24 protein-coding genes are annotated in these 23,920 nt (G+C 70.8%); 18 read left to right on the forward strand and 6 right to left on the reverse strand.

The window, feature by feature from the left end:
- Positions 1 to 25: 25 nt before the first annotated feature.
- From FHR38_RS33100 to FHR38_RS04075, 7 genes are all read left to right on the forward strand, one after another.
- Positions 26 to 859, forward strand: coding sequence for a histidine kinase (locus tag FHR38_RS33100; protein WP_184532883.1), 834 nt, complete (start codon positions 26 to 28; stop codon positions 857 to 859).
- 3 nt (positions 860 to 862) lie between these two features.
- Positions 863 to 1,525, forward strand: coding sequence for a response regulator (locus FHR38_RS04050; RefSeq protein WP_184532884.1), 663 nt, complete (start codon positions 863 to 865; stop codon positions 1,523 to 1,525).
- A 62-nt stretch (positions 1,526 to 1,587) separates the two neighbouring features.
- A complete protein-coding gene (locus FHR38_RS04055) occupies positions 1,588 to 2,199 on the forward strand; it encodes an RNA polymerase sigma factor (protein WP_184532885.1) in 612 nt (203 codons plus the stop codon).
- Positions 2,196 to 3,083, forward strand: a complete 888-nt coding sequence (locus tag FHR38_RS04060) for a cupin domain-containing protein (RefSeq protein WP_184532886.1) — start codon at positions 2,196 to 2,198, stop codon at positions 3,081 to 3,083. Before FHR38_RS04055 ends, FHR38_RS04060 begins: the two co-directional genes overlap by 4 nt.
- Entirely contained in the window at positions 3,084 to 3,824 is a 741-nt protein-coding gene (locus tag FHR38_RS04065) for a hypothetical protein (RefSeq protein ID WP_184532887.1), read from the forward strand. It abuts the gene before it with no gap.
- Entirely contained in the window at positions 3,821 to 4,624 is an 804-nt protein-coding gene (locus FHR38_RS04070) for a hypothetical protein (RefSeq protein ID WP_184532888.1), read from the forward strand. Before FHR38_RS04065 ends, FHR38_RS04070 begins: the two co-directional genes overlap by 4 nt.
- 18 nt (positions 4,625 to 4,642) lie before the next feature.
- Positions 4,643 to 5,524: an ABC transporter ATP-binding protein gene (locus FHR38_RS04075; RefSeq protein ID WP_184532890.1), complete on the forward strand. Its 882-nt coding sequence runs from the start codon at positions 4,643 to 4,645 to the stop codon at positions 5,522 to 5,524.
- Between the two features lie 65 nt (positions 5,525 to 5,589).
- On the opposite strand, the gene FHR38_RS04080 is transcribed toward FHR38_RS04075, so the two are convergent.
- Positions 5,590 to 6,063, reverse strand: a complete 474-nt coding sequence (locus FHR38_RS04080; RefSeq protein WP_184532892.1) for a MarR family winged helix-turn-helix transcriptional regulator — start codon at positions 6,061 to 6,063, stop codon at positions 5,590 to 5,592.
- Between the two features lie 114 nt (positions 6,064 to 6,177).
- On the opposite strand from FHR38_RS04080, the gene FHR38_RS04085 reads away from it, so the two are divergent.
- The 7 genes from FHR38_RS04085 to FHR38_RS04115 all read left to right on the forward strand — a co-directional run bounded on the left by FHR38_RS04085 (position 6,178) and on the right by FHR38_RS04115 (position 14,070).
- Entirely contained in the window at positions 6,178 to 7,281 is a 1,104-nt protein-coding gene (locus FHR38_RS04085; RefSeq protein WP_184532894.1) for an epoxide hydrolase family protein, read from the forward strand.
- Between the two features lie 82 nt (positions 7,282 to 7,363).
- Entirely contained in the window at positions 7,364 to 7,669 is a 306-nt protein-coding gene (locus FHR38_RS04090; RefSeq protein ID WP_184532896.1) for a hypothetical protein, read from the forward strand.
- Positions 7,670 to 7,861: 192 nt separating this feature from the next.
- On the forward strand, positions 7,862 to 8,518 hold the full coding sequence (locus tag FHR38_RS04095) for a response regulator transcription factor (RefSeq protein ID WP_184532897.1): 657 nt from the start codon (positions 7,862 to 7,864) through the stop codon (positions 8,516 to 8,518).
- A 104-nt stretch (positions 8,519 to 8,622) separates the two neighbouring features.
- Positions 8,623 to 11,535: an AfsR/SARP family transcriptional regulator gene (locus FHR38_RS32760; protein ID WP_281385005.1), complete on the forward strand. Its 2,913-nt coding sequence runs from the start codon at positions 8,623 to 8,625 to the stop codon at positions 11,533 to 11,535.
- Between the two features lie 194 nt (positions 11,536 to 11,729).
- A complete protein-coding gene (locus FHR38_RS04105) occupies positions 11,730 to 12,296 on the forward strand; it encodes a hypothetical protein (protein ID WP_184532901.1) in 567 nt (188 codons plus the stop codon).
- Between the two features lie 14 nt (positions 12,297 to 12,310).
- Positions 12,311 to 13,417: a sensor histidine kinase gene (locus FHR38_RS04110; protein ID WP_312881815.1), complete on the forward strand. Its 1,107-nt coding sequence runs from the start codon at positions 12,311 to 12,313 to the stop codon at positions 13,415 to 13,417.
- Positions 13,414 to 14,070 carry a response regulator gene (locus tag FHR38_RS04115; protein ID WP_184532905.1) on the forward strand — a complete coding sequence of 219 codons (657 nt, stop codon included), beginning with the start codon at positions 13,414 to 13,416 and terminating at the stop codon, positions 14,068 to 14,070. Before FHR38_RS04110 ends, FHR38_RS04115 begins: the two co-directional genes overlap by 4 nt.
- Positions 14,071 to 14,127: 57 nt before the next feature.
- On the opposite strand, the gene FHR38_RS04120 is transcribed toward FHR38_RS04115, so the two are convergent.
- From FHR38_RS04120 to aceA, 3 genes are all read right to left on the reverse strand, one after another.
- Positions 14,128 to 14,481, reverse strand: a complete 354-nt coding sequence (locus tag FHR38_RS04120) for a hypothetical protein (protein ID WP_184532907.1) — start codon at positions 14,479 to 14,481, stop codon at positions 14,128 to 14,130.
- A gap of 238 nt (positions 14,482 to 14,719) precedes the next feature.
- Entirely contained in the window at positions 14,720 to 16,330 is a 1,611-nt protein-coding gene (gene aceB, locus FHR38_RS04125; protein WP_184532909.1) for a malate synthase A, read from the reverse strand.
- Positions 16,327 to 17,598: an isocitrate lyase gene (gene aceA / locus FHR38_RS04130; protein ID WP_184532911.1), complete on the reverse strand. Its 1,272-nt coding sequence runs from the start codon at positions 17,596 to 17,598 to the stop codon at positions 16,327 to 16,329. Before aceA ends, aceB begins: the two co-directional genes overlap by 4 nt.
- Positions 17,599 to 17,830: 232 nt before the next feature.
- On the opposite strand from aceA, the gene FHR38_RS04135 reads away from it, so the two are divergent.
- On the forward strand, positions 17,831 to 19,237 hold the full coding sequence (locus FHR38_RS04135) for a short-chain fatty acyl-CoA regulator family protein (RefSeq protein ID WP_221448904.1): 1,407 nt from the start codon (positions 17,831 to 17,833) through the stop codon (positions 19,235 to 19,237).
- Positions 19,238 to 19,297: 60 nt separating this feature from the next.
- Here FHR38_RS04135 and FHR38_RS04140 read toward each other — a convergent pair whose 3' ends face one another.
- A complete protein-coding gene (locus tag FHR38_RS04140; RefSeq protein ID WP_184532913.1) occupies positions 19,298 to 19,879 on the reverse strand; it encodes an STAS domain-containing protein in 582 nt (193 codons plus the stop codon).
- Positions 19,880 to 20,185: 306 nt separating this feature from the next.
- Between FHR38_RS04140 and FHR38_RS04145 the strand changes: the two genes are divergently transcribed.
- From FHR38_RS04145 to FHR38_RS04155, 3 genes are read left to right on the forward strand one after another with little or no spacing between them, the layout of a single operon-like run.
- The gene (locus FHR38_RS04145) at positions 20,186 to 20,860 is read left to right on the forward strand and encodes a response regulator transcription factor (RefSeq protein ID WP_184532915.1); all 675 of its coding nucleotides are present in this window, start codon (positions 20,186 to 20,188) and stop codon (positions 20,858 to 20,860) included.
- Positions 20,857 to 22,215, forward strand: a complete 1,359-nt coding sequence (locus FHR38_RS04150) for a sensor histidine kinase (RefSeq protein WP_184532917.1) — start codon at positions 20,857 to 20,859, stop codon at positions 22,213 to 22,215. Before FHR38_RS04145 ends, FHR38_RS04150 begins: the two co-directional genes overlap by 4 nt.
- Positions 22,212 to 22,790: a GerMN domain-containing protein gene (locus FHR38_RS04155; protein ID WP_184532919.1), complete on the forward strand. Its 579-nt coding sequence runs from the start codon at positions 22,212 to 22,214 to the stop codon at positions 22,788 to 22,790. The genes FHR38_RS04150 and FHR38_RS04155 overlap by 4 nt, the downstream gene beginning before the upstream one ends.
- An 87-nt stretch (positions 22,791 to 22,877) precedes the next feature.
- Here FHR38_RS04155 and FHR38_RS04160 read toward each other — a convergent pair whose 3' ends face one another.
- Entirely contained in the window at positions 22,878 to 23,900 is a 1,023-nt protein-coding gene (locus FHR38_RS04160) for a siderophore-interacting protein (protein ID WP_184532921.1), read from the reverse strand.
- Positions 23,901 to 23,920 lie beyond the last annotated feature (20 nt).

Raw genomic sequence — 23,920 nt, forward strand, 5'->3', positions numbered from 1 at the left:
CCTGTGCTCCTAGACTCCGGTAACTGTGAACCTCACCGGAGTCGTCTCGCCCACCCGGCAGCCGATCTTCGTCGACACCACGCTGGCCGTGGCCACCGCTGCCGCCGTGCTGCTGGCGATGACCGCGCTGGGCAGCCCGGAAAGCCGGCCGGTGAGCCCGTACGGCTACCTGTTCGGCATCGCGGTCGCGGCCCCGATCCTGGCCCGCCGTCGGGCACCACAGATGGCGCTGCTGGTGTCGACAGCCATCCTGCTGACCTACTACGGGCTGGACTTTCCCGGCTTCTCCCCCTTCCTCGCCCTGGCCGTGCCCCTCTACACGGTGGCGGTCACCGGCCGCCTGCGCACCGGCGTACTGGTGGCCATCGCGGTCGCCGCCCTCGGTGTGCTCTCCCGGGCGGTCGAGATCGGGTCCGTGTTGCGGTCACTACCCGGCAGCCTGACCGACACGGCACTGATCGTGGGGTCGATGCTGCTCGGCGACGTCGTACGGGCCCGCCGGATCCTCCGCCGGGAGCTGGCCGAGGGGTTACGCCGAGCCGTACGCGAGGCCGAACGGGAATCCGAGCGTCGGGTCATGAGCGAACGGCTCGACATCGCCCGGGAGCTGCACGACGTACTGGCCCACAGCATCGCGGTGATCGGTGTCCAGGCCAACGTCGCGGCGGAGTTGCTCGACAGCGACCCCGTCCGGGCCCGGAGCGCGGTCGAGACCATCCGGGTCACCGGTGAGGAGACCCTCACCGACCTGGCCGACACCATCCGACTGCTCCGGGTGGGGGCCGATGTGGAGCCCTCACCCGAACTGGAGAGTGCGGCGACACCGGTCGACGGGGCCGGGCCGCCCTCGGGAAGGTGAGCGATGATCCGGGTCCTGCTCGCTGACGACCAGCCGCTGGTCCGTACCGGCCTACGGATCCTGCTCGACCTCGACGACGACATCACCGTGGTCGGCGAGGCGGCCGACGGCGCGGAGGCCGTGGAGCTGACCCGGTCCCACCGTCCGGACGTCGTCCTGATGGACATCCGGATGCCCCTGGTCGGGGGGATCGAGGCGACCCGACGCATCGTCGCCGACCCCGAGTTGACCGGGGTACGTGTCGTCGTGCTCACCACGTACGAGCTGGACGAGTACGTCTTCGCCGCGCTCCGCGCGGGGGCCTGTGGCTTCCTCACGAAGGACGTCCGGCCGGACCGACTCCGCGAGGCGGTGCACCTGGTTGCCGAGGGTGGGTCGCTGCTCTCCCCCGCCGCGACCCGCGCGGTGATCGCCGGATTCGTGGAGGGACCTTCCGCCCGGCGCGCCGACGAGGTACGCCTGTCGGTCCTCACCGCCCGGGAGCGGGAGGTGGTACGGCTGGTCGCGACCGGACTGACGAACAACGAAATCGGCGAGCGGCTGTCGATGAGCCCGGCCACCGCCCGGACCCATGTCAGTCGGGCAGTGGGCAAGCTCGCGGTACGCGACCGGGCGCAGCTCGTGGTCGTCGCCTACGAGACCGGCCTGGCCCAGCCCTCGCGGTGACCCCGGTCACATCACACCCACCGGCGTGAACCGGTACAGCGGCGGCGGCTACCCAGGACAGGATGGACGCGACGGTCGCCGAGCAGCAGGACGCCGACCGACGGCTACTACACCAGGTGGCCGCCGGGGATCAGGCGGCGCTCGAACGACTGTACGCGCGGCACGGACCAGCCCTGTTGGCGTACGCCGAAGGGCTGCTCGCCGACCGGCTCAGCGCCGAGGAGGCACTTCAGGACACCCTCCTGGCCGTGTGGCGGGCCGCCTCCTCCTTCGAGGCGCGTTCCACCGTACGGACCTGGCTCTTCGGGATCTGCCGACGACAGGCGCTGCGCCGGATGCGGGGCCGCACGCCGGTGCATCTGCCCATCGACGTCGCCACCGAACAGGCCACCGGCGAGCCCGGCCCGGAGGCCGTCACCCTCGCCCGGGCCGACGCCCGAGCGGTCGCCACCGCGCTGGCGGGGCTGACTCCCATCCATCGGGAGGTGTTGGACCTCGCGTTCGGTGCCGGGCTGGCCCACGACGAGATCGCCGCCGTGCTCGACGTACCGGTCGGCACGGTCAAGAGTCGACTCCACCACGCCCGCGCGATCCTGGCCCGGGCCCTGCCGGTCGAGGCCGACCAGGTGCCCGAGACGTCCCGCCCGGTTACGACGAGGGGAGGTCACCGATGAGTCATCCGACCGACCGGTTGGCCGAGTACGCGGCCGGCACGCTGCCGGACCGCGCAGCCGCAACGCTCGCCGCGCACCTGTCGCGCTGCGCCGTGTGTCAACAGGACGCCAGCGCCTGGCAGCGCATCGCCGAGGGTGTCCGCGATCAGCTGGCACCCGCACCGACCAGCCTCTTCTCGGCATTGCGCGACCGCCTCACCCCACCGCTGCCTCGGCCCGGAACACCGCCGCCGTACCGGGCGGTCCCCGGCACCCGCCCCGCGGCCCGCGCTGTGGGGCTGCTGGCCCATCAGTGGCGGCTGGTGGGGTGGCGGGTGTGGATCGTCGCCGCCGTGGTGCTCGCCGCCGGAACGGCCGTGGCGGGGTGGGCGACGGCACCTGCGGAAGCCGTACTCGCCACGGTCGTCCCGCTGGTCGCGGCGCTCGTGGTCGCCGCCGCCTGCGGCGACGACGATCCGCCGGGCGAGTTGCTGCGGGCCACGCCGACGTCGGTACGCACGACCCTACTGGCCCGGCTGACCCTGGTGCTGGGGGTGCTCTTCGGTGCCGCGGTGGTCGGCTCGCTCGGGCTGAGCCTGGCCGGGGCCGGCGAACCGGGCCGGCTGCTCGCCGCCTGGCTCGGCCCGATGGTGCTGCTCTCCGCGGTCAGCTTCGCCCTCGCCTCGACGTGGCGGCCGGCGGTCGGCGGCTCCGCTGCGCTAGCACTGTGGACGCTGCGGGCGCTGGCCGTCTCCGGTGCGCTCGACGCCGGGGTCGCCGGTGTGGTGGAGGCGGCGTGGCGTACGACGTGGCCGGTGCTGACCGTGGCCGGCGCTCTGGTGGCGGGTGTCCTGGCGCTCGCTCCCCGGCTGCCGCAGCCCGCACCGGCGCGGCTCGGGCGATGAGTGAGCTGGATCACCGTCCTGTCGAATGAACCGGGCGACGTGCCGGGTGCACTCAAGGACGTGGAGATCTGGCGACACGAGATGCGGCGGCTGGGCTGGGTCGCCCCCGCCGCACCGGCCTTGGTGGTCCTGGTCGCGGTCGCCGGGGCGCTGCTCGCGAACGGCAACGGCGCGGGCCGGTCACAGCTCTCCGGTGTCCTGCTCACCGGCCTGGAGGCGCTGCTGCCCCTGGCGGTGACCCTCGCCGCCGCATCGGTGGTGGCGGTCGGCCGGGTACGCGAACTGCACCTGTCGCTGCCCACCAGGTACGCCGTGGTCCTGGGCCGGCGGCTCGCCCTCCTGGGCGGGGCCACCACCGCCGTCGCCGTCGTCTTCACGGTGGCGGTCTGGTCGGCTGGTTTCTGGTACGGCCCGACGCCTCTGCTGTCACCGCTGCTCTGGGCACCGTCGACGGTGTGGCTGACCAGCCTGGCGGTCCTCGTCGGGCTGGCCAGCCGAAGCCTGCTGCTGGCCACGACCGTGCCCGCCGGCGTGTGGCTGGGCCAGCAGCTGTTCACCCCGGCGTTCACGGACCACGACTGGCTACGGCCGTTCTACCTGTTTCCGGTCACCCGGCTCGACGCCTATCCCGGCTGGGTCGTCGACCGGCTGCTACTCGCCGCGGTGACCGTACCGCTCGCCGTCGGCGCTGCCGTACTGCTGTGCCAGCCCGAACGGATGCTGACCGAGGAGGAGGTGTGACCCGGATGGGAGAGATGTTGGCGGTCGTCCGGTACGAGTACCGGATGCAGATCCGTAAGCGATCCCTGTGGATCACGATCGCGCTGCTGACCGGGCTGCTCGCCGTCGCCCGTTCCGGGATGGGTCCGCGCTACGCGCCCCCACCACCGGATGCCTCCGCCCGGGAGGTGATGACCCGCTGGGCGTTCCTGTTCGTGGTCATCGTGCCGATCGGGTTCGGTATGGCGCTGGCCGACCGGCTGCTACGGGACCGCCGGCTGCGTACCAGTGAGTTGCTGGCGAGCCTGCCGATCGGCGTGGGCGGGCGGCTCGGCGGCACGTACCTGGGCAGTGTCGCCGCCACCGGCACCCCCGCCCTGCTCGCCATGCTCGCCGCCGCCGGCTACGAGGCGGTACGTCGGGGCGACGTCACCATGCTGCCCTGGGGTGTCGTGGCGTTCGCCCTGGTGTTGCTCCCCGGGCTGGCGTTCGTGGCGGGGTTCGCGCTGGTCTGCCCGCTGTTCCTGAGCGCGCCACTGTTCCGGGTGTTGTTCGTCGGGTACTGGTTCTGGGGCAACGTGCTCCTTCCGGTGACTCTGCCGACCCTCACCGGGTCGCTGCTGACCCCGAACGGTGGCTACGCGACCAGTTGGCTGCTGGGCACCCCGGTCAACTACGCGGGCATACCCGGCCCGCTGTCGTTCCTGCGGCCGGCACCAACCGCCGCGACCGCCGCGACCAGCATCGCGCTACTCGTTCTCGTCGGCCTGCTCCCCCTGGTGGTGGCCGGCCTGTTCCAGAGTCGCCGACGCGCGGCCTGATCACCGGAGGCGACTCAGATGGACATTCAGATCACCGGACTACGTCGTGCGTTCGGCCGGGTCGCCGCCCTGCGCGGGGTGGACCTGACGGTACCCGGGGGAATGTTCGGCCTGCTCGGTGGCAACGGCGCGGGCAAGACCACGCTCATGCGGGTCCTGGCCGGCGTACTCGCCCCCGGCGGCGGACAGGTGTCGGTCGGCGGTCACGACCTGACCCGGCGGTCCGGTCGGCTCGCCGTCCAGCGTCGGCTCGGCTACCTGCCGCAGGACTTCGGGGTCTACCCCGACCTGTCGCCCCGGGAGTTCCTCGACTACGTGGCCCTGTTGAAGGGACTCGACGACCCGGCGGCGCGGCGCCGGCAGGTCGGCGAACTGCTGGAGATGGTCGGGCTGGCGGAGGTGGCCGGCCGCCGCCTGAAGGGTTTCTCGGGCGGCATGCGGCGACGGGTCGGGATCGCCCAGGCGTTACTCGGTGACCCGGCGCTGCTGGTCGTGGACGAGCCCACCGCCGGCCTCGACCCGGAGGAGCGGGTACGGTTCCGGACGCTCCTGGCGGGGCTGGCCGGGCAGCGCACCGTACTGCTGAGCACCCACATCGTGGAGGACGTGGCGCAGACCTGCCCGGACGCCGCCGTACTCGCCGCCGGCCAGGTGATCTACACGGGATCGGTCGCCGACCTGGCCCGCACCGGTGAGGGCGCGACCTGGGAGCTGCACACCACCGGCGCGCCGCCCACCGAGGGCGTGGTGGTCTCGGCGGTCGCCCGGCCCGACGGCACCGTCTACCGGGTGGTGAGCGCGGTACGCCCCAGCGCCGACGCGACGCCGGTGACCCCATCCCTGGAGGACGGGTACGTCGCACTCATGCGCCAGCACGCCTCGATGTCGTCCGCCACCTGACGGCACCACCGCCATCTCCCGTACGCCTGGTTGCTCCTGGTCCTGGGCACGTCGGCCGGTCAGCGTCACGGCCCTTCGACGCTGCCGGTTCGCCGGTTGTGGTGCTCCAGCAACCTGGACAGCAGCTCGGTCAACCGCTGCCGCTCCTCGGGGGACAGCGGCGCCAACAGTTCGTCCTGGGTTTCGGCCAGTTGCTTCTCCAGTCGCCGCAGCTGTCGCTTGCCCGCAGCGGTCAGCGAGATGACGTTGCGTCGCCGATCGGCGGGGTCCGGGGCCCGCTCGACCAGTTCGCGGTCGGCAAGCTCGTTGATCGTCGCGACCATGTCACTGAGATGGATACCGCTTCGGCGGCCCAGGGTGGCCTGGCTGGCCGGGCCGAGCTTCTCCAGCGTGGCCAGCAGCCGGTAGTGGTAGCCGCGTGCGCCGACGGCCGAGAAGCCGTCGGACACCAGGCGGTGTGCGTGGCCGGCGGTCTGGGTGAGCAGCCAACTGGGCAGGCCCTCCCACCTGGCAGGCGTCTTCTCGGCCGGGTTCTCCATGTGACAAGCCTAACGAATCATTGGTGACGCCAACGATTGCGATATCGTTCGGACTAGAAACATTTGTCGTCCTAACGTTTATCTTCCGAATGAACAGTTGTGGAGCTAGGACCCATGATCAAGCCGTTCCGCATCGACATCCCCCAGGCCGACCTCGACGACCTGTCCGACCGACTCTCCCGCACCCGCTGGCCCAACGAGGTCGCCGACGCCGGATGGGACTACGGCTTCCCGCTGGCGCGGCTCAAGGAACTGGCCGAATACTGGCGCACCGGCTACGACTGGCGCGAGCACGAGGCAAAGCTCAACGAGCTTCCACACTTCACCACCGAGATCGACGGCCAGAACATCCACTTCGTCCATGTCCGGTCGTGGAAACCGGAGGCGCTCGCACTGATCCTCACCCACGGCTGGCCCGGCTCGTTCCTGGAGTTCCTCGACGTGATCGAGCCGCTGTCGCGCGACTTCCACCTGGTGATTCCGTCCATCCCCGGCTTCGGGTTCTCCGGGCCGACCCACGAGCGCGGCTGGGACGCCGTCCGGGTCGCCCGGGCCTGGGCCGAGCTGATGCGCCGCCTGGGATACGAGCGCTACGGCGCGCAGGGTGGCGACTTCGGCGCGGGCATCTCACTGGCGCTCGGCGCGGTCGCACCCGAACACGTCGTCGGGGTGCACGTCAACTACCTGCCGACCCGGCCGGACCCCGACGTCGAGGTGTCCGAGGCGGATGAGGCCCGGCTGGACAAGGTCCGACAGCTGATGGCGAACCGCCCGCCGTACCAGGCCCTACAGGCGCTCACCCCACAGACCATCGGCTACGCGCTGACCGACTCGCCGGTCGGCCAACTGGTCTGGATCGCTGAGCGGTTCGCCCAGTGGACCGACCCCGCCACGCCGGTCAGCGACGACCGGATGCTCACCGACATCTCGCTGTACTGGCTCACCGCGACCGCGGCCTCCGCCGGCCGATTCCACCGCGACGCCCTGCGGGGAAGCCAGCAGCCGTGCCGGGTCCCGCTCGGCGTGGCGGTGTTCGCGCACGACATCACGCTGTCGGTACGGCCACTGGCCGAGCGGTTGTACGACATCCGGCACTGGTCGGAGTTCGACCATGGCGGCCACTTCGCCGCGATGGAGGTACCGGAGCTGTTCGCCGAGGACCTCCGGAAGTTCTTTCTCGTCGGCGGACCGGTGATCCCGTCGGGCATGAACGGCTGATCCTCGCCTGTCCACTCTCGACCACGTACGCATTTTGGGTCACGCTCTTCCTGTCACCGCTCGACCACGAAAGGACGACACCTTGCGTACGACAACCAGTGGTTCTCGCGCCACCCGGCTCCTCCTGCCCGGCCTGTTCCTGCTCGCGCTCGCCGGCGCGGCGGGCCCCGGTGCCAGCCAGGTGGTCACCGGGGCCGGAATCGGTCCCGGCCAGGTGGCCACCGCAGCCCCCGCTCTCACCGTCGCCCCCGGCCTGCCGGGCGGCAACCGGACCGGGTTCGGCATCGACTCGTGCGGCCGGGACAGTGACCCGGCGCTGTGGGACATGCTCTTCCCGATGTGCAACCGGGAGGGCGGGCCGGCGGTCCTCGACAGCGGCCTCGTCTGACGCCTTCCCGCCCCACCCGGAGCAGAGCTGTACATCCCATGTACCTGCTTTGTGCGTCATCCCGCCTACCGTTGCGGGGAGCCGCCGGAAAGCCCAGGTGGTTCCCCTCGGGAGGCAGGCAGCGGCCGTGGGCACGTGCGGGGGCCGAGGCGATGCGGATCGCTGGGTCCACGGCCGCGGAAAGGGATGTGGATGGACTACACGGTCGCCGTCGTCGACGATCGGTCCGTCACGTTCCGGGGCGTGGTGGAGGTGCTCCGGGAAGCGGCCGGTATCCGGTTCGTGGGCGTCATCCCGACGCTGGGGGAATGCGGTCCACGGGTCCCGGGATCGGAGCCCACGGTGGTCGTCGCGGACCCCTTTCCCGGACCGCCACTGCCCAGGATGCTTCCCGGGCACCTCAGGCTGCTGGTCATGTCCACCTCGCAGCATCCGGACGACGTACAAACGGCACTGCGCCACGGGGCCGGTGGCTACATCCGTAAGGAGTCCGATGTCGAAACGTTGCTCCGGGCCATCGATGTGGTCGCCTCCGGCGATTTCTACCTCGATGGCGGGCTGCGGGCAGCATTCGCCACCGGATCATCTCCGGTCGATCCCGGCCAGGCTGCCGCACCACCCGGTCAGGCCCCGCTGACCAGGGCACTGACCCCACGGGAACGGGAAGTCCTCCGGCTCGTCGCTGGCGGCCTGACCCACAAGCAGATCGGGACCCGACTGGGGCTGTCCAAGACGACCGTGGACACCTACGTGCATCGGATCCGGCAGAAGACCGGCACGCCCAACAAGGCCGGGCTGACCCGCATCGCGATGGGGCTCCAGCTCACCGGTCCGGCCCTGGCCCGGTAACCCCGGTAGGCACCCCGCAACGGCACCCGTCCGGTGTGGACACGAACTCGATCAGGCCCTCTGGGAACGCCGCCTGCTCTGTTACAAAGGGCGGCGTGGCAATCATGCGCTTCGGACTGCTGGGTTCACTTGAGGTTCGGGTCGACGACGTAGTGGTGCACCTCGGCTCGGTCAAGCAGCGCCTACTCTGCGCCACTCTGCTACTCGAACCGAACGAGGTGCTGCGCACCGACCACCTGGTGGAGATGTTGTGGGACCAGCCGCACCCGTCGTCCGCTCCGGCCAACCTGCGCACCTACGTACACGGCCTGCGCCGGGCGCTGCGCGTCGCACCGGAGGTCGCTGGTCGCCTGCACACCCGCACCGGAGGCTACCTACTGGAGGTCCAGCCGGGCGAGCGTGACCTGGACAGGTTCCGGGAGGCGGCCCAGCGGGGCCGGGACGCGTTGGCCGCCGGGCGGCTGGAGCTGGCCGAGGCCAGCCTCGGCAGCGCGTACCGGCTGTGGCGGGAGCCGCCCCTGGCCGACCTGCCCCTGCCACCGGCGCTCGCCGCCCGGCTCGCGTACCTCGACGAGGAACGGCTGATGGTCGAGGAGGACTTCGTCCAGGCGAAGCTCGGCCTCGGTGCCGCCGCCGAACTGGTCGGGCGACTGCGCGACACGGTGGTGGCCCATCCGCTGCGGCAACGCAGCTGGGGGCAGCTCGTGACGGCGCTCTACCGCACCGGGGACGTGGCTGGCGCGGTGGCCGCGTACCTTCAGGCCCGCGACGTGCTGGCCGAGGCGACCGGCCTCGATCCCAGCCCCGAGTTGCAGGCTCTCTACCGCGACATCCTGCACCACAGCCCACACCTGTCCGCCGACACGCCGGCCACCGTCACCGGGCCCGCACGCCGCCCACTGCGGGAGCTGCCCGCCCGCATCGCCCACTTCGTCGGCCGGCAACACGAGATCACCACCGCCCTGGGCTGGCTCGACGGGGAGACACCGCCCGCCGTCCTCGGTCTACACGGGCCGGGCGGGGTGGGAAAGTCGGCGCTCGCCGTCCAGCTTGCCGACCACCTGGCCGACCGGTATCCCGGTGGGACCCTGTATGTCGACCTTCAGGGCTCCGACGCCAACCTGCCGCCGTTACGACCGATCGACGTGCTCGGCCGGTTCCTGCGGACTCTGGGTATGCCGGGCAACACGGTTCCGACGGATCCGGGCGAGGCGACCGCCGGTTTCCGTTCGGAGATCGCCGGACGGGGCATCCTGGTGGTGATCGACAACGCCCGCGACGCCGTTCAGGTACGGGATCTGCTCCCCGGAGACCGGACCTGCACCGCGATCGTGACCAGCCGGCGGATGCTCACCACCCTGCCCAACGGCCGGCACCTGGCCGTCGGGCTGTTGCCCCGGCACGCCGCGGTGGAGCTGCTCGCGGTCGAGTGCGGCGCGGACCGCGTCGCGGCCCAACCGGAGGCAGCCGGCCGGCTGGCCGAACTCTCCGGCTTCCTGCCGCTGGCCCTACGCATCGTCGGGGCCCGGCTGGCGAGCCGACCACACTGGACTCTGGACCAGCTCGTGGACCGGCTCGCCGACCCCCACCAGCGCCTCGATGAGCTGGAGTACGACGACCTCAGTCTGCGCGCCTCGATCGCGCACGCGTACGCCGCACTGCTCGACGGCGACGACCGGGACCGCCGGGGTGCGCGGGTGCTGCGGCTGGTGGGAGGTTCCCAGCTACCGGTGGTCACCCCGCGCGCCGTCGCCGCCCTGCTCGACGAGTCGGCGAGACACGCCGAGGAGGCCCTGGAACGCCTGGTCGACCAGCGCCTGGTCGAGCCCCGGGGGCCGGGCACCTACGCCCTCCACGACCTGCTCCGTCTGTACGCCGCCGAGCAGGCGGCGGCGGACCCGGCGGTCGACCGGGACGCCGCGCTGGGCCGGTTGACGCAGTTGTACGAGCTCGGAACGCGGGAGATCGAGCAGATGGCCAGCGCCGGCTGGGCGCCGACCCTCGGGCGGGAGCGGACGACATCCCCGTGGCAGGACGCGCCGACCAGTCCGGCGCAGGCTGTCCGATGGCTGGCCGAGGAGCACGCCAACATCCTGGCGGCCTTCACGGCGGCGGCGCAGACCGCCGGTGAGCCCGCGCGCCTCGCCGCCCTGCTGGCCTGGGCCAGTGTCGCCGTGCTGCGCCGGCACGGTTACCGGCATGAGGCGGTCCGCCTGGTCGACGGCGCGGTGGAGTTGACCGACCGGCTGGGAATGCCCCTGGAGCACGCCGCCGCGCTCTTCTACCGGGCCGGCCTGAACCGGGGCACCGGCGACCCCGACCTCGTGGCGGCGGATCTACTGCGCTGTCTGGAGTTGGTCCGGGCGGTGGGCGACCAGAACCGGACCTCGGCGTGTCTGGAGGCGCTGGGCATCCTGCACTACCGCACCGGCTCGGTGATCAGCGCGCTCCGCTACCTCGACGAGGCCCTGGCGCTGCGCCGCGACTCCGGTAGGCCGCTGCTGGTGGGGGCCAGTCTCAGCAACTCGGCGATGGTCCGGATGGCCGTCGGCGCCGAGGAGGAGGCGTTCGCCGGGGTGACGGAGGCGCTGCGGATCGCGCGGGAGATCCGGGCCGTCGGCCTTGAGGGCGCGGCGCTGAGCATGCACGGCCAGGTGCTCTGTCGGGCCGGGCGGTGGCAGGAGGCGATCCCCAGCCTCACGGAGGCGGTCGCCGTCACCGAGCACTCCGGGGACCTACCATCCCGGGCCGAGGCGTACCTGGCGCGGGCCGCCGCCCACCTGCGCCTGGCCGATCCCGCCGCCGCCGGCCGCGACGCGGCCCTCGCGGGCACCCTCGCCGCCCAGACCGGTGACCGGTACGTCCTGGCCGTGTCCCGACACGCGGCGGCCTGCGCCGCGGAGGCCGCTGGCGACGGGGCCACCGCGGATCGGCTCCGCCGCGAGGCCCGGGAGACGAATCGGTCGGTGCCGGGCTACCGCGAACCGCACTACGAGGAGTTCTTCGGCCCGCTGTGACGGGTCGCATCGCGGCCAGCCGGTCATCCGCCGGATGCCGCTGACGGGCCTGAGCGCCGTGTCGGGCGCGGCGCAGCCGGTCTACGGCCCGAGCGCCTCGACAAGGCGACACCCGTACTGGGTCTTGTGGGTGAGGGGAAGAATCACCGACGTCGGCGATGTTTCGGGGCCGCGAGCCGATGACGATCGACCGCATGCAGAAAGCACCCCTTGTCTTCGTCGTCGCTCCCGCCCTCATGATCGTCTACGGCCTGGTCCGGCTACTGGACGGGCTGGATGGGCAGTACGGTCCCGGTTTCCTCTGGACGCTGGGGCATCTCGCCTTCCTCGTTGCCCTGTTCCTCTTCGGCTTCGTGGTACTCGCCGCGCGCCGGATGGTCGGGGGTGGCGTGCTGGCCACGACTGCCGCTGTCGCCGGTATCGCCGGTCTGGTCTGTTCGATCGCTCAGATTGGCATCGACATCGTGGTGGGGCTCGCGGCCGACGACAAGGCCGCGATGCGGCAGATGTTCGGTGAGGTGCGGGATGTGCCCGGTGTCTCGGTCGCCGTCTACGGGCCGGGGCCGGCGTTGTTCTATGTCGGGTTGCTCGCGCTGGTCGTTCACCTTGCGGTGGTGCGGGTCGTCCCGGTGTGGGCTCCGGTGGCCGTGCTGCTCGCTATCGGCGTCGCGGTGACCAGTCTGGATCTGCTACCGGTCGCCGGCCTGCTGATTCTGGTCGCGCTGGTGGCCCTCGCCCGGCGGGCTTCCGCGGACGCATGACAGCATGGCGCACCGTGTGGCAGGGTCGGTGGGCGCGTTCGCCGTGGTGGGATGTCGCGCTGGCGGCATGTGTCGCGGTGGCCCAGCTCTGGCCGTTGCTGTCCCGGGACGGTCCGTGGCACTGGTGGGGGTACATCGTCGCGGCCGGTTCCGCGCTGCCGCTGGTGGCGCGGCGGAAGGCAGCCTTGCCCGTGCTGCTCGTCAGTCACGCCTTCAGTGCCTCGTACGATCTGGTGGACGTTGTCGCACCGCAGCCGCTCTGGTACGGGCCGCTCATCGCCCTCTATACGGTGGCCACCCGGTCCGGCCGGTGGGTGCGGTGGGGTGCGCTCGCCGCCGTTTTCAGTGGCGGGCTCCTCACGGTCGGGTCGCTGGACACCGCGTTTCGGGGTGTCGTCGTTTCCGTGACCGCGTATGCCCTGGGGAGGGCGGCGGCGGGGAGCAGGGCGTACGCCGCCGTCTTGGAAGAGCGGGCCGCGCGGCTTGAGCGGGAGCGGATTCTGGAAGCCGAACGAGCTGCCGAGCGAGAGCGCGCCCGAATCGCCCGCGACATGCACGACATCCTGGCGCACGCGGTGAGTCTCATGGTGGTGCAGGCGGAGGCCGGGCCGGTGGTGGTGCGTGCCGATCCTGAGCGGGCCGTCGCCACGTTCGACGCCATCGCCGGGGCAGGCCGGGATGCAATGGATCAGCTTCGTCGCATACTTGCGGTGCTGCGGGAGGAGCAGGGGTCGGGTGCCCCGAAGGCGACCGTCGAGGATCTGCCCGACCTGGTGCGGCAGGCGGCGGGGGCCGGGGTGGAGGTGGGGTACGAGGTGGCGGGCGAGCCCCGGCCGCTGCCGCCCGATCTGGGGGCGGCCGTCTACCGGATCGTCCAGGAGGCGCTCACGAACGTTGTCAAGCATGCTGGCGCTTCCCGCGCCGATGTGCGGCTGAGCTGGCAGGAGCAGGAGTTGGCGATCGAGATTCGGGACAACGGCCGGGGCACCACCGCCGGGCTGCCGCCCGGCGGTGGCAACGGACTGGTCGGTATCCGGGAGCGCGCCGCCGCGTACGGCGGGACCGCATCGGCCGGTCCGGGGCCTGCGGGCTTCACGGTACGCGCGCGGCTGCCGCTGTGACCCGGGTAGTGGTCGCCGACGACCAGGAACTGGTGCGCGCCGGATTCGCGATGATCCTGGACGCGCAGGCCGACATCGAGGTGGTCGCCGAGGCGGGTGACGGCTTCCAGGCGGTCGCCGCCGTACGGGATCATCGCCCCGACGTCGTCTTGCTCGACATCCGGATGCCGGGCATGGACGGCATCGAAGCCGCCCGGATCATCGGTGCCGAGACCGACTGCCGGACCGTCATGCTGACCACCTTCGACCAGGATGACCACGTGTTCGACGCGCTGCGGGCGGGTGCCAGTGGCTTCCTGCTCAAGGATGTGCGGCGCGATGACCTCGTGCACGCGGTGCGCGTGGTGGCGAAGGGTGAGTCCTTGCTCGCACCGTCGGTGACCCGGCGGCTGGTGGAGCAGTTCACCGTAGGCGGCGCGACCCGCCCGTTGCCCGCGGCGCGGCTGTCCGTGCTGACCAGCCGCGAGCGGGAGACGCTGCGGATGCTCGCGGAGGGTATGTCCAATCCGGAGATCGCCGCCGCCATGGTGGTCAGCACGCACACCGCGAAGACGCACGTCAGTAACGTACTCAGCAAGCTCGGCCTGCGCGATCGGGTGCAGGCCGTGATCGCGGCATACGAGACCGGCCTGGTCGTGCCCGGGCAGAGGTAGCCCGGGTGGTCGTCAGGCGACGTCGCGACGCCTCGTCCACTGTGACTGGTGCCGCCGTCAGCCCTTCTGCACTCCGGAGGTGGCGACGACCTCCGCTCGGGTGCTGCTACGGACACAGGTCACCGAGGAGAAATTACCGATGCCCACCCAGGAGCCGTACCGGTAGACGTAGGTGTTGGTCGGAAGGTTCAGGCACTTCGCCCAAGTCCGGTAGGTGCCGGTGCCCGAGGTGCACTTCCAGGCGGTGAAGTTGTTCGGGAAGGTAATTCCCGAGCAGTTCGTCGGCAGGGCGTAGGCCGGTGACGCCACCACGGCCACGGACCCGAAGGTCAGTCCCAATGTCATGACCGCGCCGACCGCCATCTTCCTTGTGGCCGTTGCGAGCCGCCCGCCGTCGGTCTTCTTCCACATCGTCGTCCTCCGCTGCCTGGGATCGAGGCGGACGTGCCGATCGGCATCCGCGAAACGAACCTAAAACCCCGAACTGCTCCCTCGCATGTCCCACTTATGTGGCATACGGTCGACGATCAAGTAGTCGGTCCGACCTTTGTCGGTCGCCGGTCGGGACCGATGACGTGGGTACGGCGGGGCCGGGAAGGTCGGTGCCTGCCCACCTCCCCGGCCCCCGGGGCGTTGCTGACGATCCCGGTCAGCGCCCCGTCGGGCCGGAGCCGCAGGACGGCCCGAGATGGTGGGCGTACGCGTCGGTGGTGAAGAACGCCGGCAGGTCCTCCCCGAGTGCGGTCCGCTCGAAGATCCGCGCGGCCTGCTCGGCGCGCTCCCGGTCGGCGGCCGTACCGCCCCGGACCAGGTCGCCCCACTCCTCGGCGAGGATCGACCGCACCAGTGCGTCGGTCACGCAACCACCGTCGGCCAGTGGTGTGCCGTGGTGCACCCACTGCCACACCTGGCAGCGGGCGATCTCGGCGGTCGCCGCGTCCTCCATCAGGTTCCACAGCGCCACCGCACCGGTGCCGCCGAGCCAGGCGTGGACGTAGCGCAGGGCGACCGCGATGTTGGAGCGGAGGCCCGCCGCCGTGACCTGGCCGGGGGTCTTGTCGACGGCGAGCAGGTCGGCGGCGCTGACCAGCACGTCGTCCCGGCGACGCGCGATCTGGTGCAGGCGGTCGCCCAGCACCTGGTCGAAGACCTCCCGGCACACCCCGACCAGACCCGGGTGGGCGACCCAGGACCCGTCGAAGCCGTCGCCGGCCTCCCGCTGCTTGTCCGCCCGTACCCGGGTCATGGCGTCCTCGTTGACCTCCGGGTCCCGGCTGGGGATGAAGGCGGCCATTCCCCCGATCGCGTGCGCGCCGCGTCGGTGGCAGGTCCGCACCAGCAACTCCGTGTACGCCCGCATGAACGGCACGGTCATGGTCACCGCGGACCGGTCCGGCAGCACGAAGTCGGACCACTGCCCGAAGTTCTTGATCACGCTGAAGATGTAGTCCCACCGCCCGGCGTTCAGGCCCGCCGAGTGTTCCCGCAGCTCGTAGAGGATTTCCTCCATTTCGAACGCAGCGGTGATCGTCTCGATCAGCGTGGTGGCCCGGATGGTGCCCTGCGGTAGCCCGAGGTAACGCTGGGCGAAGACGAAGATGTCGTTCCAGAGCCGGGCCTCGCGGTGGGTTTCCAGCTTCGGCAGATAGAAGTACGGCCCGAGGCCGGCGTCCAGTTGCCGACGGGCACAGTGGAACAGGTAGAGGCCGAAGTCGACCAGGCTGGCCGAGATCGGCCGGCCGTCCACCGCGATCCCCTTCTCCACCAGGTGCCAGCCGCGCGGGCGGACCACGATCGTGGCCAGCTCGTCGCCGAGGGCGTACCGCTTGCCGCGCGGATCGGTGAAGTCGATCCGCCGCTCCAGGGCGTCGACCAGGTTGAGCTGGCCGTCGATGATGTTGTGCCAGGTGGGCGCGGTGGCGTCCTCGAAGTCCGCCAGCCACACCCGGGCACCGGAATTGAGGGCGTTGACGGTCATCTTGCGGTCGGTCGGTCCGGTGATCTCGACCCGCCGGTCGGTCAGGCCGGGCGCGGCTGGTGCCACCTGCCAACTGGGGTCGGTGCGGATCCGGGCGGTCTCCGGAAGGAAGTCGGGCAGTTGCCCGCTGGCGTACCGGGCCCGGCGAGCCCGTCGGGTGTCCAGCAGCGCCACCCGGCGGGTGGCGAACTCGCTGTCCAGGGCGACCAGGAAGTCGAGTGCTTCGGCGGTCAGGATCTCGTCGAACCGGTCCGCCATCGGGCCGATGATCTCGTACCTCATGCGAACTGCTCCTCCTCGGTGGAGCCGCGCAGCGCGGTGGTCTCGGCGGTCGGGTTGAGCACGGTGCTGATCAGGTCGAAGTAGCCGGTGCCCACCTCCCGCTGGTGCTTGACGGCGGTGTAGCCGGCCGCCTCGGCGGCGAACTCCCGCTCCTGGAGTGAGACGTACGCGGACATGCCGTCGGTGGCGTACCCCCGGGCCAGGTCGAACATCGAGTAGTTCAGGGCGTGGAAGCCGGCCAGGGTGATGAACTGGAACTTGTACCCCATGTGCCCGAGTTCCCGCTGGAACTTGGCGATCGTGGCGTCGTCCAAGTGCTTGCGCCAGTTGAACGACGGCGAGCAGTTGTAGGCGAGCAACTGCTCCGGGTACTGCTCCTTGATGGCCTCGGCGAAACGGCGGGCGACCTCCAGGTCCGGGGTGCTGGTCTCCATCCAGAGCAGGTCGGCGTGCGGGGCGTAGGCCAGGCCCCGGGCGATGCACGGCTCGATGCCGTTGCGGACCCGGTAGAAGCCCTCGGCGGTCCGCTCGCCGGTGACGAAGGGCTGGTCCCGCTCGTCCACGTCGGTGGTGAGCAGGGTCGCCGCCTGCGCATCGGTACGGGCGACGACCACCGTGGGTACGCCGGCCACGTCGGCGGCCAGCCGGGCCGCCTCCAGGGTACGGATGTGCTGGCCGGTGGGGATGAGCACCTTTCCGCCGAGGTGGCCGCACTTCTTCTCGGCGGCGAGCTGGTCCTCCCAGTGCACCCCGGCCGCACCGGCGGCGATCATCGCGGTCATCAGCTCGTACGCGTTGAGCGGCCCGCCGAAGCCGGCCTCGGCGTCGGCGACGATCGGGGCCAGCCAGCCGCCGCTGTCGGTGTCGCCCTCGGCCGTGGTGATCTGGGCGGCCCGCAGCAGGGCGTTGTTGATCCGGCGGACCACGGCGGGCACCGAGTTGGCCGGGTAGAGGCTCTGGTCGGGGTAGGTGTGTCCGGCGAGGTTGGCGTCCGCCGCCACCTGCCAGCCGGAAAGGTAGATCGCCTTGAGCCCGGCCCGGACCATCTGCACGGCCTGGTTGCCGGTGAGGGCACCGAGCGCGTGAACGTAGTCCTCGCGGTGCAGCAGCCGCCACAGCTGGTCCGCCCCGTGTCGGGCCAGCGTGTGTTCCTCCTGGATCGCGCCACGCAGCCGGACGACGTCCTCGGCGCGGTAGCTTCGCCGTACCCCCTGCCAGCGCGGGTCGGTGTTCCACTCGTTGCGCAACCGCTCGACTGCGTTCTCCATCTCTTCGTACCTCCGCAGGTCGGTGGTGTCCGGAAGTCGTCTTCAGGCCGCACCACGGCGTCGACGGGCGGTGGGATCGGTGCTGGTCCGCCCGTGTGTCGACCACGGTCACATGGAGCTGGCAAACAGGTCGAGGGACGGAACAAGCCAACTATTGGAAATTCTCGATGCCATTCTGCGAAGTTGCGAAGAGGTAGATTCACAGGACTGTTAACCAGGTCGGCTCCGGCCGATGGGACGGGAGGTGAGGGCGATCGCCAAGACCTTCGCCGGTGCCCGGCTCCGCCGGATGCGGGAGGACCGGGCGCTCAGCCAGGCGGACCTGGCCCGGCACCTGAACATCTCCCCGAGCTACCTCAACCAGATCGAGCACGACTCCCGACCGTTGACCGTCGCGGTGCTCATGCGCATCACCGAACTGTTCGGCGTCGACCCGACCGTCTTCGCACCCCACGACACCCCCCGGCTGGTCGCCGGGCTACGCGAAGCACTCACCAGCCGATCCAGCCTCGCCGACCTCACCGAACTCGCCACGCGGCTGCCCGAGATCGCCGAAGCCGTCATCGACCTGCATCGCCGGTACCAGCAGGTGGACGAGCAGCTCGCCGAACTGGTCGGTGACCGGGACACCGTCGGCCGCAGCCCGCACGACCAGGTGACCGAGTTCTTCTACCGGCGGCAGAACTACGTACCGGACCTGGACGAGGCGGCCGAGGGGCTGGCCGCGCGAATCGGGCTGCGTCGAGGCGAGGTCCGCGCCGCGTTGCAGGACCGGTTGGCCCAGCGGCACGGGGTACGGATCTCCCGGGACGACGCCGGGTCGCTCAGCGGCGAGCTGCACCGCTACCGGCCACAGACCCACACCCTGCACCTGTCCACCTCGCTACGGCCCGGGCAGGAGGCGATGCGGATGGCGGCGCAGATCGCCCTGCTGGAATTCGCCGACGTCATCGACGAGATCATCGAAGAGGAGCGGTTCGACGACGTCCAGACCCAGATCCTCACCCGGGTCGGCCTGGCGAACTACTTCGCGGCGGCGCTCATCCTGCCGTACGAGAAGTTCCTGACCGCCGCCGAGAGCCGCCGGTACGACATCGAACTGCTCACTCAGCACTTCGCCATCGGCTGGGAGCCGGTCTGCCATCGCCTCAGCACGCTGCAACGGCCCCGGGCCCGCGGTGTGCCGTTCTCGTTCGTCCGGGTCGACCGGGCCGGCAACATGTCGAAGCGGCAGTCGGCCACGGGATTTCCGTTCTCCCGCACCGGCGGGACGTGTCCACTCTGGAACGTCTACGAGGCGTTCAGCTCGCCGGGCCGGGTGGTCACGCAGGTGGCCGCCATGCCGGACGGGCAGCGCTACCTGTGGATCGCCCGTACGATCACCCGCCACCACGGCGGCTACGGTCAGCCCGGCAAGGTCTACGCGATCGGACTGGGTTGTGAGACCCGACATGCCAGCCGGCTGGTCTACTCCGCCGGGATGGACCTACACGCGGTCGAGGCCGCCACCCCCATCGGCCCCGGCTGCAAGACCTGCGATCGGATGACCTGCCCGCAGCGGGCCGCCCCGCCGATCAGCCGGCAACTCGACCTGGACGAGAACCGGAGCACCTTCATCCCGTACCCGTTGAAGAGCTGAACCAGCGGATTCTCCCGACGCGGGTCGTCTGCCGCTTTCCCGCTCCGCACCGGTCGCCCGCTACCCGCCACGAAGTTCGTCGAGCGCCTGCCGCCGGCTCCCGAAGATCGGAAAGAGCAGGTCGATTCGCATGGTGTGCAGGACGGTCAGGATGAACCGGGAGGGTGCCGCCAGGCAGAGGTTCCCGCCGCGCTGCCGAAGATCCTGATGGGCTCGGACCAGCACCCCCAGGCCGGTGGAATCGATCAGCCGCACATCGGTGAGGTCGAGAACCACCGACTGCCGGAGCAGTCCGGCTACCGCCAGCGCATCGCGCAGGGTTGGCGCAACGGAGGCGTCGACATCGCCATCGACCCACACCACCGCCGCGGCGGCCTCGTAATCAATCCGGAGACTCCCGGGCAGCGGTCGCGGACCGGTCGACCGGCCCCGGCCGTCCTCGCCGAGTAGGCCCAGCGCCACGCAGGTCGGGCAACTGTGTGGCCCGAGCGCGAAGGGCGACCCAGCCCAGCCATGCTTCGTGGTGATCGGCCACACCAGGTCGCTGTCCCGAATGTCACTGGCCGGGGCGACCACGGCCCCACCACACCGGTCGCAGATCAACCTGACGGTACCGCCACCTGGTCCGGGTACGACGGTCATCGGTGTCCTACTGATCGTCGAGGTCTACATATCGCGCGTGGTGGGGCCGGGCTCGAACCGATACCCGGCCCCACCACCCGCCTCGGGGGAGCAAGGTCTGCCCGCCGGTGTCACGGGTTCGTCAAGAACCTCCACCACGCTCGACGCCCCGTCCCTGGGTAGTCAGCTTGCCGCGCGGTCTTGGCGTTTCGTTTTCGGAATCATGACAGTCGCGTGACAAAACTGCTTCGACTCGGCCAGCGACAGCGGGCGATCCCGCATACCCTCGATTTCACCCCCATTCGGTTCGGCCGCCATGATGACGAGATGGCGGACGTGCTGGTGATCGAGGATGACGACCGGATTCGGTTGTCCCTGGTGCTCGCGCTACAGGACGAGGGTTACCACACCCGTGGCGCGTCGACCGCAGAGGAGGGCATCGCGGAGCAGCGTCGCAACCCAGCTGACACGGTCCTGGTCGACCTGATGCTGCCCGGGGTCGACGGGTACGAGTGCATTCGTGAGCTGCGCCGTACCGACGGGGTACCGATCGTGGTGGTCAGTGCCCGGGACGACACCCACGACATCGTCGCCGCGTTGGAGGCGGGTGCCGACGACTACCTGGTCAAGCCGGTGGCGGTGAAGGAACTGTCGGCGCGACTGCGGGCCCTGCGCCGCCGGATGCGTGCGGTGGCCGCCCCGGTACTCGGCCTGCGGTTCGGAGAGTTGGAGGTGCTACCGGAGGCCGGCGAGGTACGGCTGCGGGACGAGCCGGTGCCCGTGACCCGGACCGAGTTCCGGCTCCTCTGCGAACTCGCCCAACACGCCGGTCGGGTACTCAGCCGGCAGCAACTGCTGGAGCGAGTCTGGGACTACGTGGTCGGCGACGAGCGGCTGGTCGACGTGCACATCGGACGGCTCCGGCAGAAAATCGAGGACGACACCTCGGCACCCCGCCATCTGGTCACGGTCCGTGGCCTGGGCTACCGGCTCCAGCGATGAGACGTGCTGGCCTCCGTACCCGGGTGACCGCGGGTTTCGCCGCCGGGGCACTATTCCTGTCCACTGCGATGGCACTGGTGTCGTACCAGTTGACCTGCGATTCCCTACTGGACGAGCGGGAACGCACGGCGGTGCGGGCCGCGTACCTTGAGGCGGCGATGGTGCAGAGCCGGCTCACTGCCGACCGGCCGGACATCGTCGAGACCCTCCGCTCGTTGAACACCGGCGAGAACCGTCGGGCGGTGATCCGACGCAACGGCACCTGGTACGCGCGTAGCGCCGACACCGGCATCACCGCTGCCATTCCGCCACAGTTGCAGCAGCTCGTCGAGGACGGGCGGCCGGCGATGCAGCGGGTCCGTACCGACGGTATACCGGCCGTCGTGGTGGGCGTGCCGCTGTCTGGATCGACCACCCTCTACCACGTGGACTCGCTCATAGAGCTGGACCACACCCTGCGGGTCCTCGGCCTCGTGCTGACCGTGGTCGCCATCATCACCTCCGCCGCCGGTGCCGGCATCGGTTGGTACACGACTCGCTACACGATGCACCCGTTACGTTCGGTCGCGAACGCCGCTCAGGAGATCGCCAAGGGCGATCTGACGGCCCGCCTGGACGCCGCCACCGAACCCGACCTGGCTCAGCTCACCACGTCGTTCAACGACATGGTCGACCAACTCGCCCGGCGGATCGAACGCGACCGCCGATTCGCCGCCGACGTCAGCCACGAGCTGCGTTCCCCGCTACAGACCCTGGCTGCGGCGGTGAGCGTACTGGCCCGACGTCGGGAACACCTCGACGAACGAACCGCCACCGCTGCCGGCCTTGTCGCCGACGAGGTCACCCGGTTCCAGTACCTGGTCGACAACCTGCTGGAACTGGCCCGTAGCGACCGCCCGCCAGACCGGGGTCCGGTCGACGTGGCAAAACTGGCCCGGCAGGTCTGCCGAGCCCGGCAGCTGCCAGAAACTCTCGTCGAGTCAGACGACGACGGCACCGAACCGATCTGGCTGGTCGACCGGCGACGCCTGGAACAGGTGCTCAGCAACCTGTTGGACAACGCGACCAAGTACGGCGGTGGGCCGTCGGCGATCCGGCTCGGCAGGTCGCACGGGCGGTACCACCTCGAAGTCGACGACGAAGGCCCAGGCGTCACGCCCGACGACAAGCTCGTCATCTTCGACCGCTTCGTCCGTGGCCGGACGGCGGGTGCCCGAGGCGCGACCGAGGGCAGCGGGCTGGGCCTGGCGATCGTCGCCCAGCACGCCGCCGCGCACGGCGGCGAAGCGGCGGTGCGGGACCGGCCCGGCGGTGGTGCGCGGTTCCGGGTCGAGCTGCCGGAGGTCGCCCCGTGAAGCACCGCATCGGCCTGGCCGGAGTGCTCACCGCAGCCGTCCTGTACGCACTTGTCGGGTGTGGGGTGCCCGATGAGGACACGCCACGTCGGGTCACTCCCCCACGGGACATCCTCCCGGCAACCGGCACCCCGGCAACCGCGCCAACCCAGGCAGGTACGGTCGTCGAACGCCTCTACTACGTGCGTGACGACCGACTCGTACCGGTCGATCGTCGGCTCTGGACCGCGCCATCCGCTGCGGCCCATCTCGAACTGCTCCTCGCCGGACCGAACAACGAGGAACAGGACGCCGGGCTGAGTAGCGCCCTCACGGGTGCCGATCCGATCGTCGGGCTACGGATCGTCGGCAACGAGGCGATCATCGATGTCGGCGACAGCCTCGCCGGTGCCGGCCGCACCGACGAGATCCTCGCATTCGGCCAGATCGTCGCCACCCTCACCACCCGCCCCGACATCGATCGGGTCACCTTCCGGCACAACGGCGATGGCCTCGGCATACCCCGCGCCGACGGTTCGCTGTCCCGCACACCGCTGACCGCCGGCGACTACGCAGCGCTGACCTCGACGGACTGACCGCCGAGGACGGTCCGATCGATGATCGTCGCCATCGGTTCAGCCACCGGTTCAGCCACCGGCTCAGCCATCGGTTCAGCCACGGACTCAGCCCTCGGCGCGGCCCAGCCGCCAGTAGCCCATGAAGGCCACCGCACTGCGGTCGAGGCCCCGTTCCACGACCAGATGCCGTCGCAAACCACGGATCACACCCGCCTCGCCGGCCAGCCACGCATAGATCGTCGCGGCTGCCGAGGAGGTGGGCACCTCCCAGAGGATCTCCTGGTCCACGTCCACGTCCGGCAAGGGCTCGGAACCGACGGCCGGGGCCGGCGGAAGATCGACGCGACCCGTCGGCAGCATCCCAGCGGTGGACGGAGTCACGGCCGGCAGCATCCCAGCGGTGAGCGGAGCCACTGCCGGCAGCATCTGGGCGGTGGGCGGAGCCACTGCCGGCAGCATCTGGGCGGCGAGCGCGGTCACGGCCGGCGTGAGGCGGCTGCCGTACTGGCCGCTGTTGCGGGCCAGCCAGGTCACGGTCATTCCCGGCGGAGCGGAAACCGGCAACTCGTCGTCCGGGTGGGGCACCTCGATCACCGCGTGGCCGTGGCTCTCCATCGGCAGCCGCTCCAGGATGGCGCAGATGGCGGGTGCGGCGGTCTCGTCCCCCGCGAGCAGCAGTGCGGCATCCTGCGGCGGCTGGAACTCGATTCCGCCGTGTACGCCCGGATAGCCGGCGTCGGGCCCGACCAGGGCGAGCCGGTCGCCAAGCCGGGCTCGTCGGGCCCACCGGGTCGCCGGGCCGCCGTCACCGTGGAGGACGAGGTCGACGTCCACCTCCTGCCGGTGCTGCCGGACCGCCCGAACGGTGTACGTACGGACCGGACTGCGCCGATCCTCGGGGAGCTCTCGCCACTGCTGGTACCAGTCGGGACCGTCGGGCAGTTCCGCCACACTGTCCCCGGCCAGTGGCAGGGCCAGTTTGATCCGCTGGTCGTATCCGTTGTCGGCGAACCGGTCCAGGTCCGGCCCGGTGAAGGTCACGCGCAGGAACGACGGGCTGAGCTGCCGCAACGTCCGTACCTCGACGTTGAAGACGCGCCACGGCACGACGGACAGGGTGGTCGTCATGATTGTGCCTCCTTACTGGA

The organism is Micromonospora polyrhachis, assembly GCF_014203835.1.
In the GTDB taxonomy this organism is placed as follows: Bacteria; Actinomycetota; Actinomycetes; order Mycobacteriales; family Micromonosporaceae; genus Micromonospora_H; species Micromonospora_H polyrhachis.

What these genes read in the sequence shown, in the direction of transcription:
- FHR38_RS04050 (WP_184532884.1), top strand. Translation starts at nt 863, where the DNA reads ATGATCCGGGTCCTGCTCGCTGACGACCAGCCGCTGGTCCGTACCGGC.
- FHR38_RS04055 (WP_184532885.1), top strand. Translation starts at nt 1,588, where the DNA reads ATGGACGCGACGGTCGCCGAGCAGCAGGACGCCGACCGACGGCTACTA.
- FHR38_RS04060 (WP_184532886.1), top strand. Translation starts at nt 2,196, where the DNA reads ATGAGTCATCCGACCGACCGGTTGGCCGAGTACGCGGCCGGCACGCTG.
- FHR38_RS04075 (WP_184532890.1), top strand. Translation starts at nt 4,643, where the DNA reads ATGGACATTCAGATCACCGGACTACGTCGTGCGTTCGGCCGGGTCGCC.
- FHR38_RS04080 (WP_184532892.1), bottom strand. Translation starts at nt 6,063, where the DNA reads ATGGAGAACCCGGCCGAGAAGACGCCTGCCAGGTGGGAGGGCCTGCCC.
- FHR38_RS04085 (WP_184532894.1), top strand. Translation starts at nt 6,178, where the DNA reads ATGATCAAGCCGTTCCGCATCGACATCCCCCAGGCCGACCTCGACGAC.
- FHR38_RS04095 (WP_184532897.1), top strand. Translation starts at nt 7,862, where the DNA reads ATGGACTACACGGTCGCCGTCGTCGACGATCGGTCCGTCACGTTCCGG.
- FHR38_RS32760 (WP_281385005.1), top strand. Translation starts at nt 8,623, where the DNA reads ATGCGCTTCGGACTGCTGGGTTCACTTGAGGTTCGGGTCGACGACGTA.
- FHR38_RS04105 (WP_184532901.1), top strand. Translation starts at nt 11,730, where the DNA reads ATGCAGAAAGCACCCCTTGTCTTCGTCGTCGCTCCCGCCCTCATGATC.
- FHR38_RS04120 (WP_184532907.1), bottom strand. Translation starts at nt 14,481, where the DNA reads ATGTGGAAGAAGACCGACGGCGGGCGGCTCGCAACGGCCACAAGGAAG.
- aceB (WP_184532909.1), bottom strand. Translation starts at nt 16,330, where the DNA reads ATGAGGTACGAGATCATCGGCCCGATGGCGGACCGGTTCGACGAGATC.
- aceA (WP_184532911.1), bottom strand. Translation starts at nt 17,598, where the DNA reads ATGGAGAACGCAGTCGAGCGGTTGCGCAACGAGTGGAACACCGACCCG.
- FHR38_RS04135 (WP_221448904.1), top strand. Translation starts at nt 17,831, where the DNA reads ATGGGACGGGAGGTGAGGGCGATCGCCAAGACCTTCGCCGGTGCCCGG.
- FHR38_RS04140 (WP_184532913.1), bottom strand. Translation starts at nt 19,879, where the DNA reads ATGACCGTCGTACCCGGACCAGGTGGCGGTACCGTCAGGTTGATCTGC.
- FHR38_RS04145 (WP_184532915.1), top strand. Translation starts at nt 20,186, where the DNA reads ATGGCGGACGTGCTGGTGATCGAGGATGACGACCGGATTCGGTTGTCC.
- FHR38_RS04150 (WP_184532917.1), top strand. Translation starts at nt 20,857, where the DNA reads ATGAGACGTGCTGGCCTCCGTACCCGGGTGACCGCGGGTTTCGCCGCC.
- FHR38_RS04160 (WP_184532921.1), bottom strand. Translation starts at nt 23,900, where the DNA reads ATGACGACCACCCTGTCCGTCGTGCCGTGGCGCGTCTTCAACGTCGAG.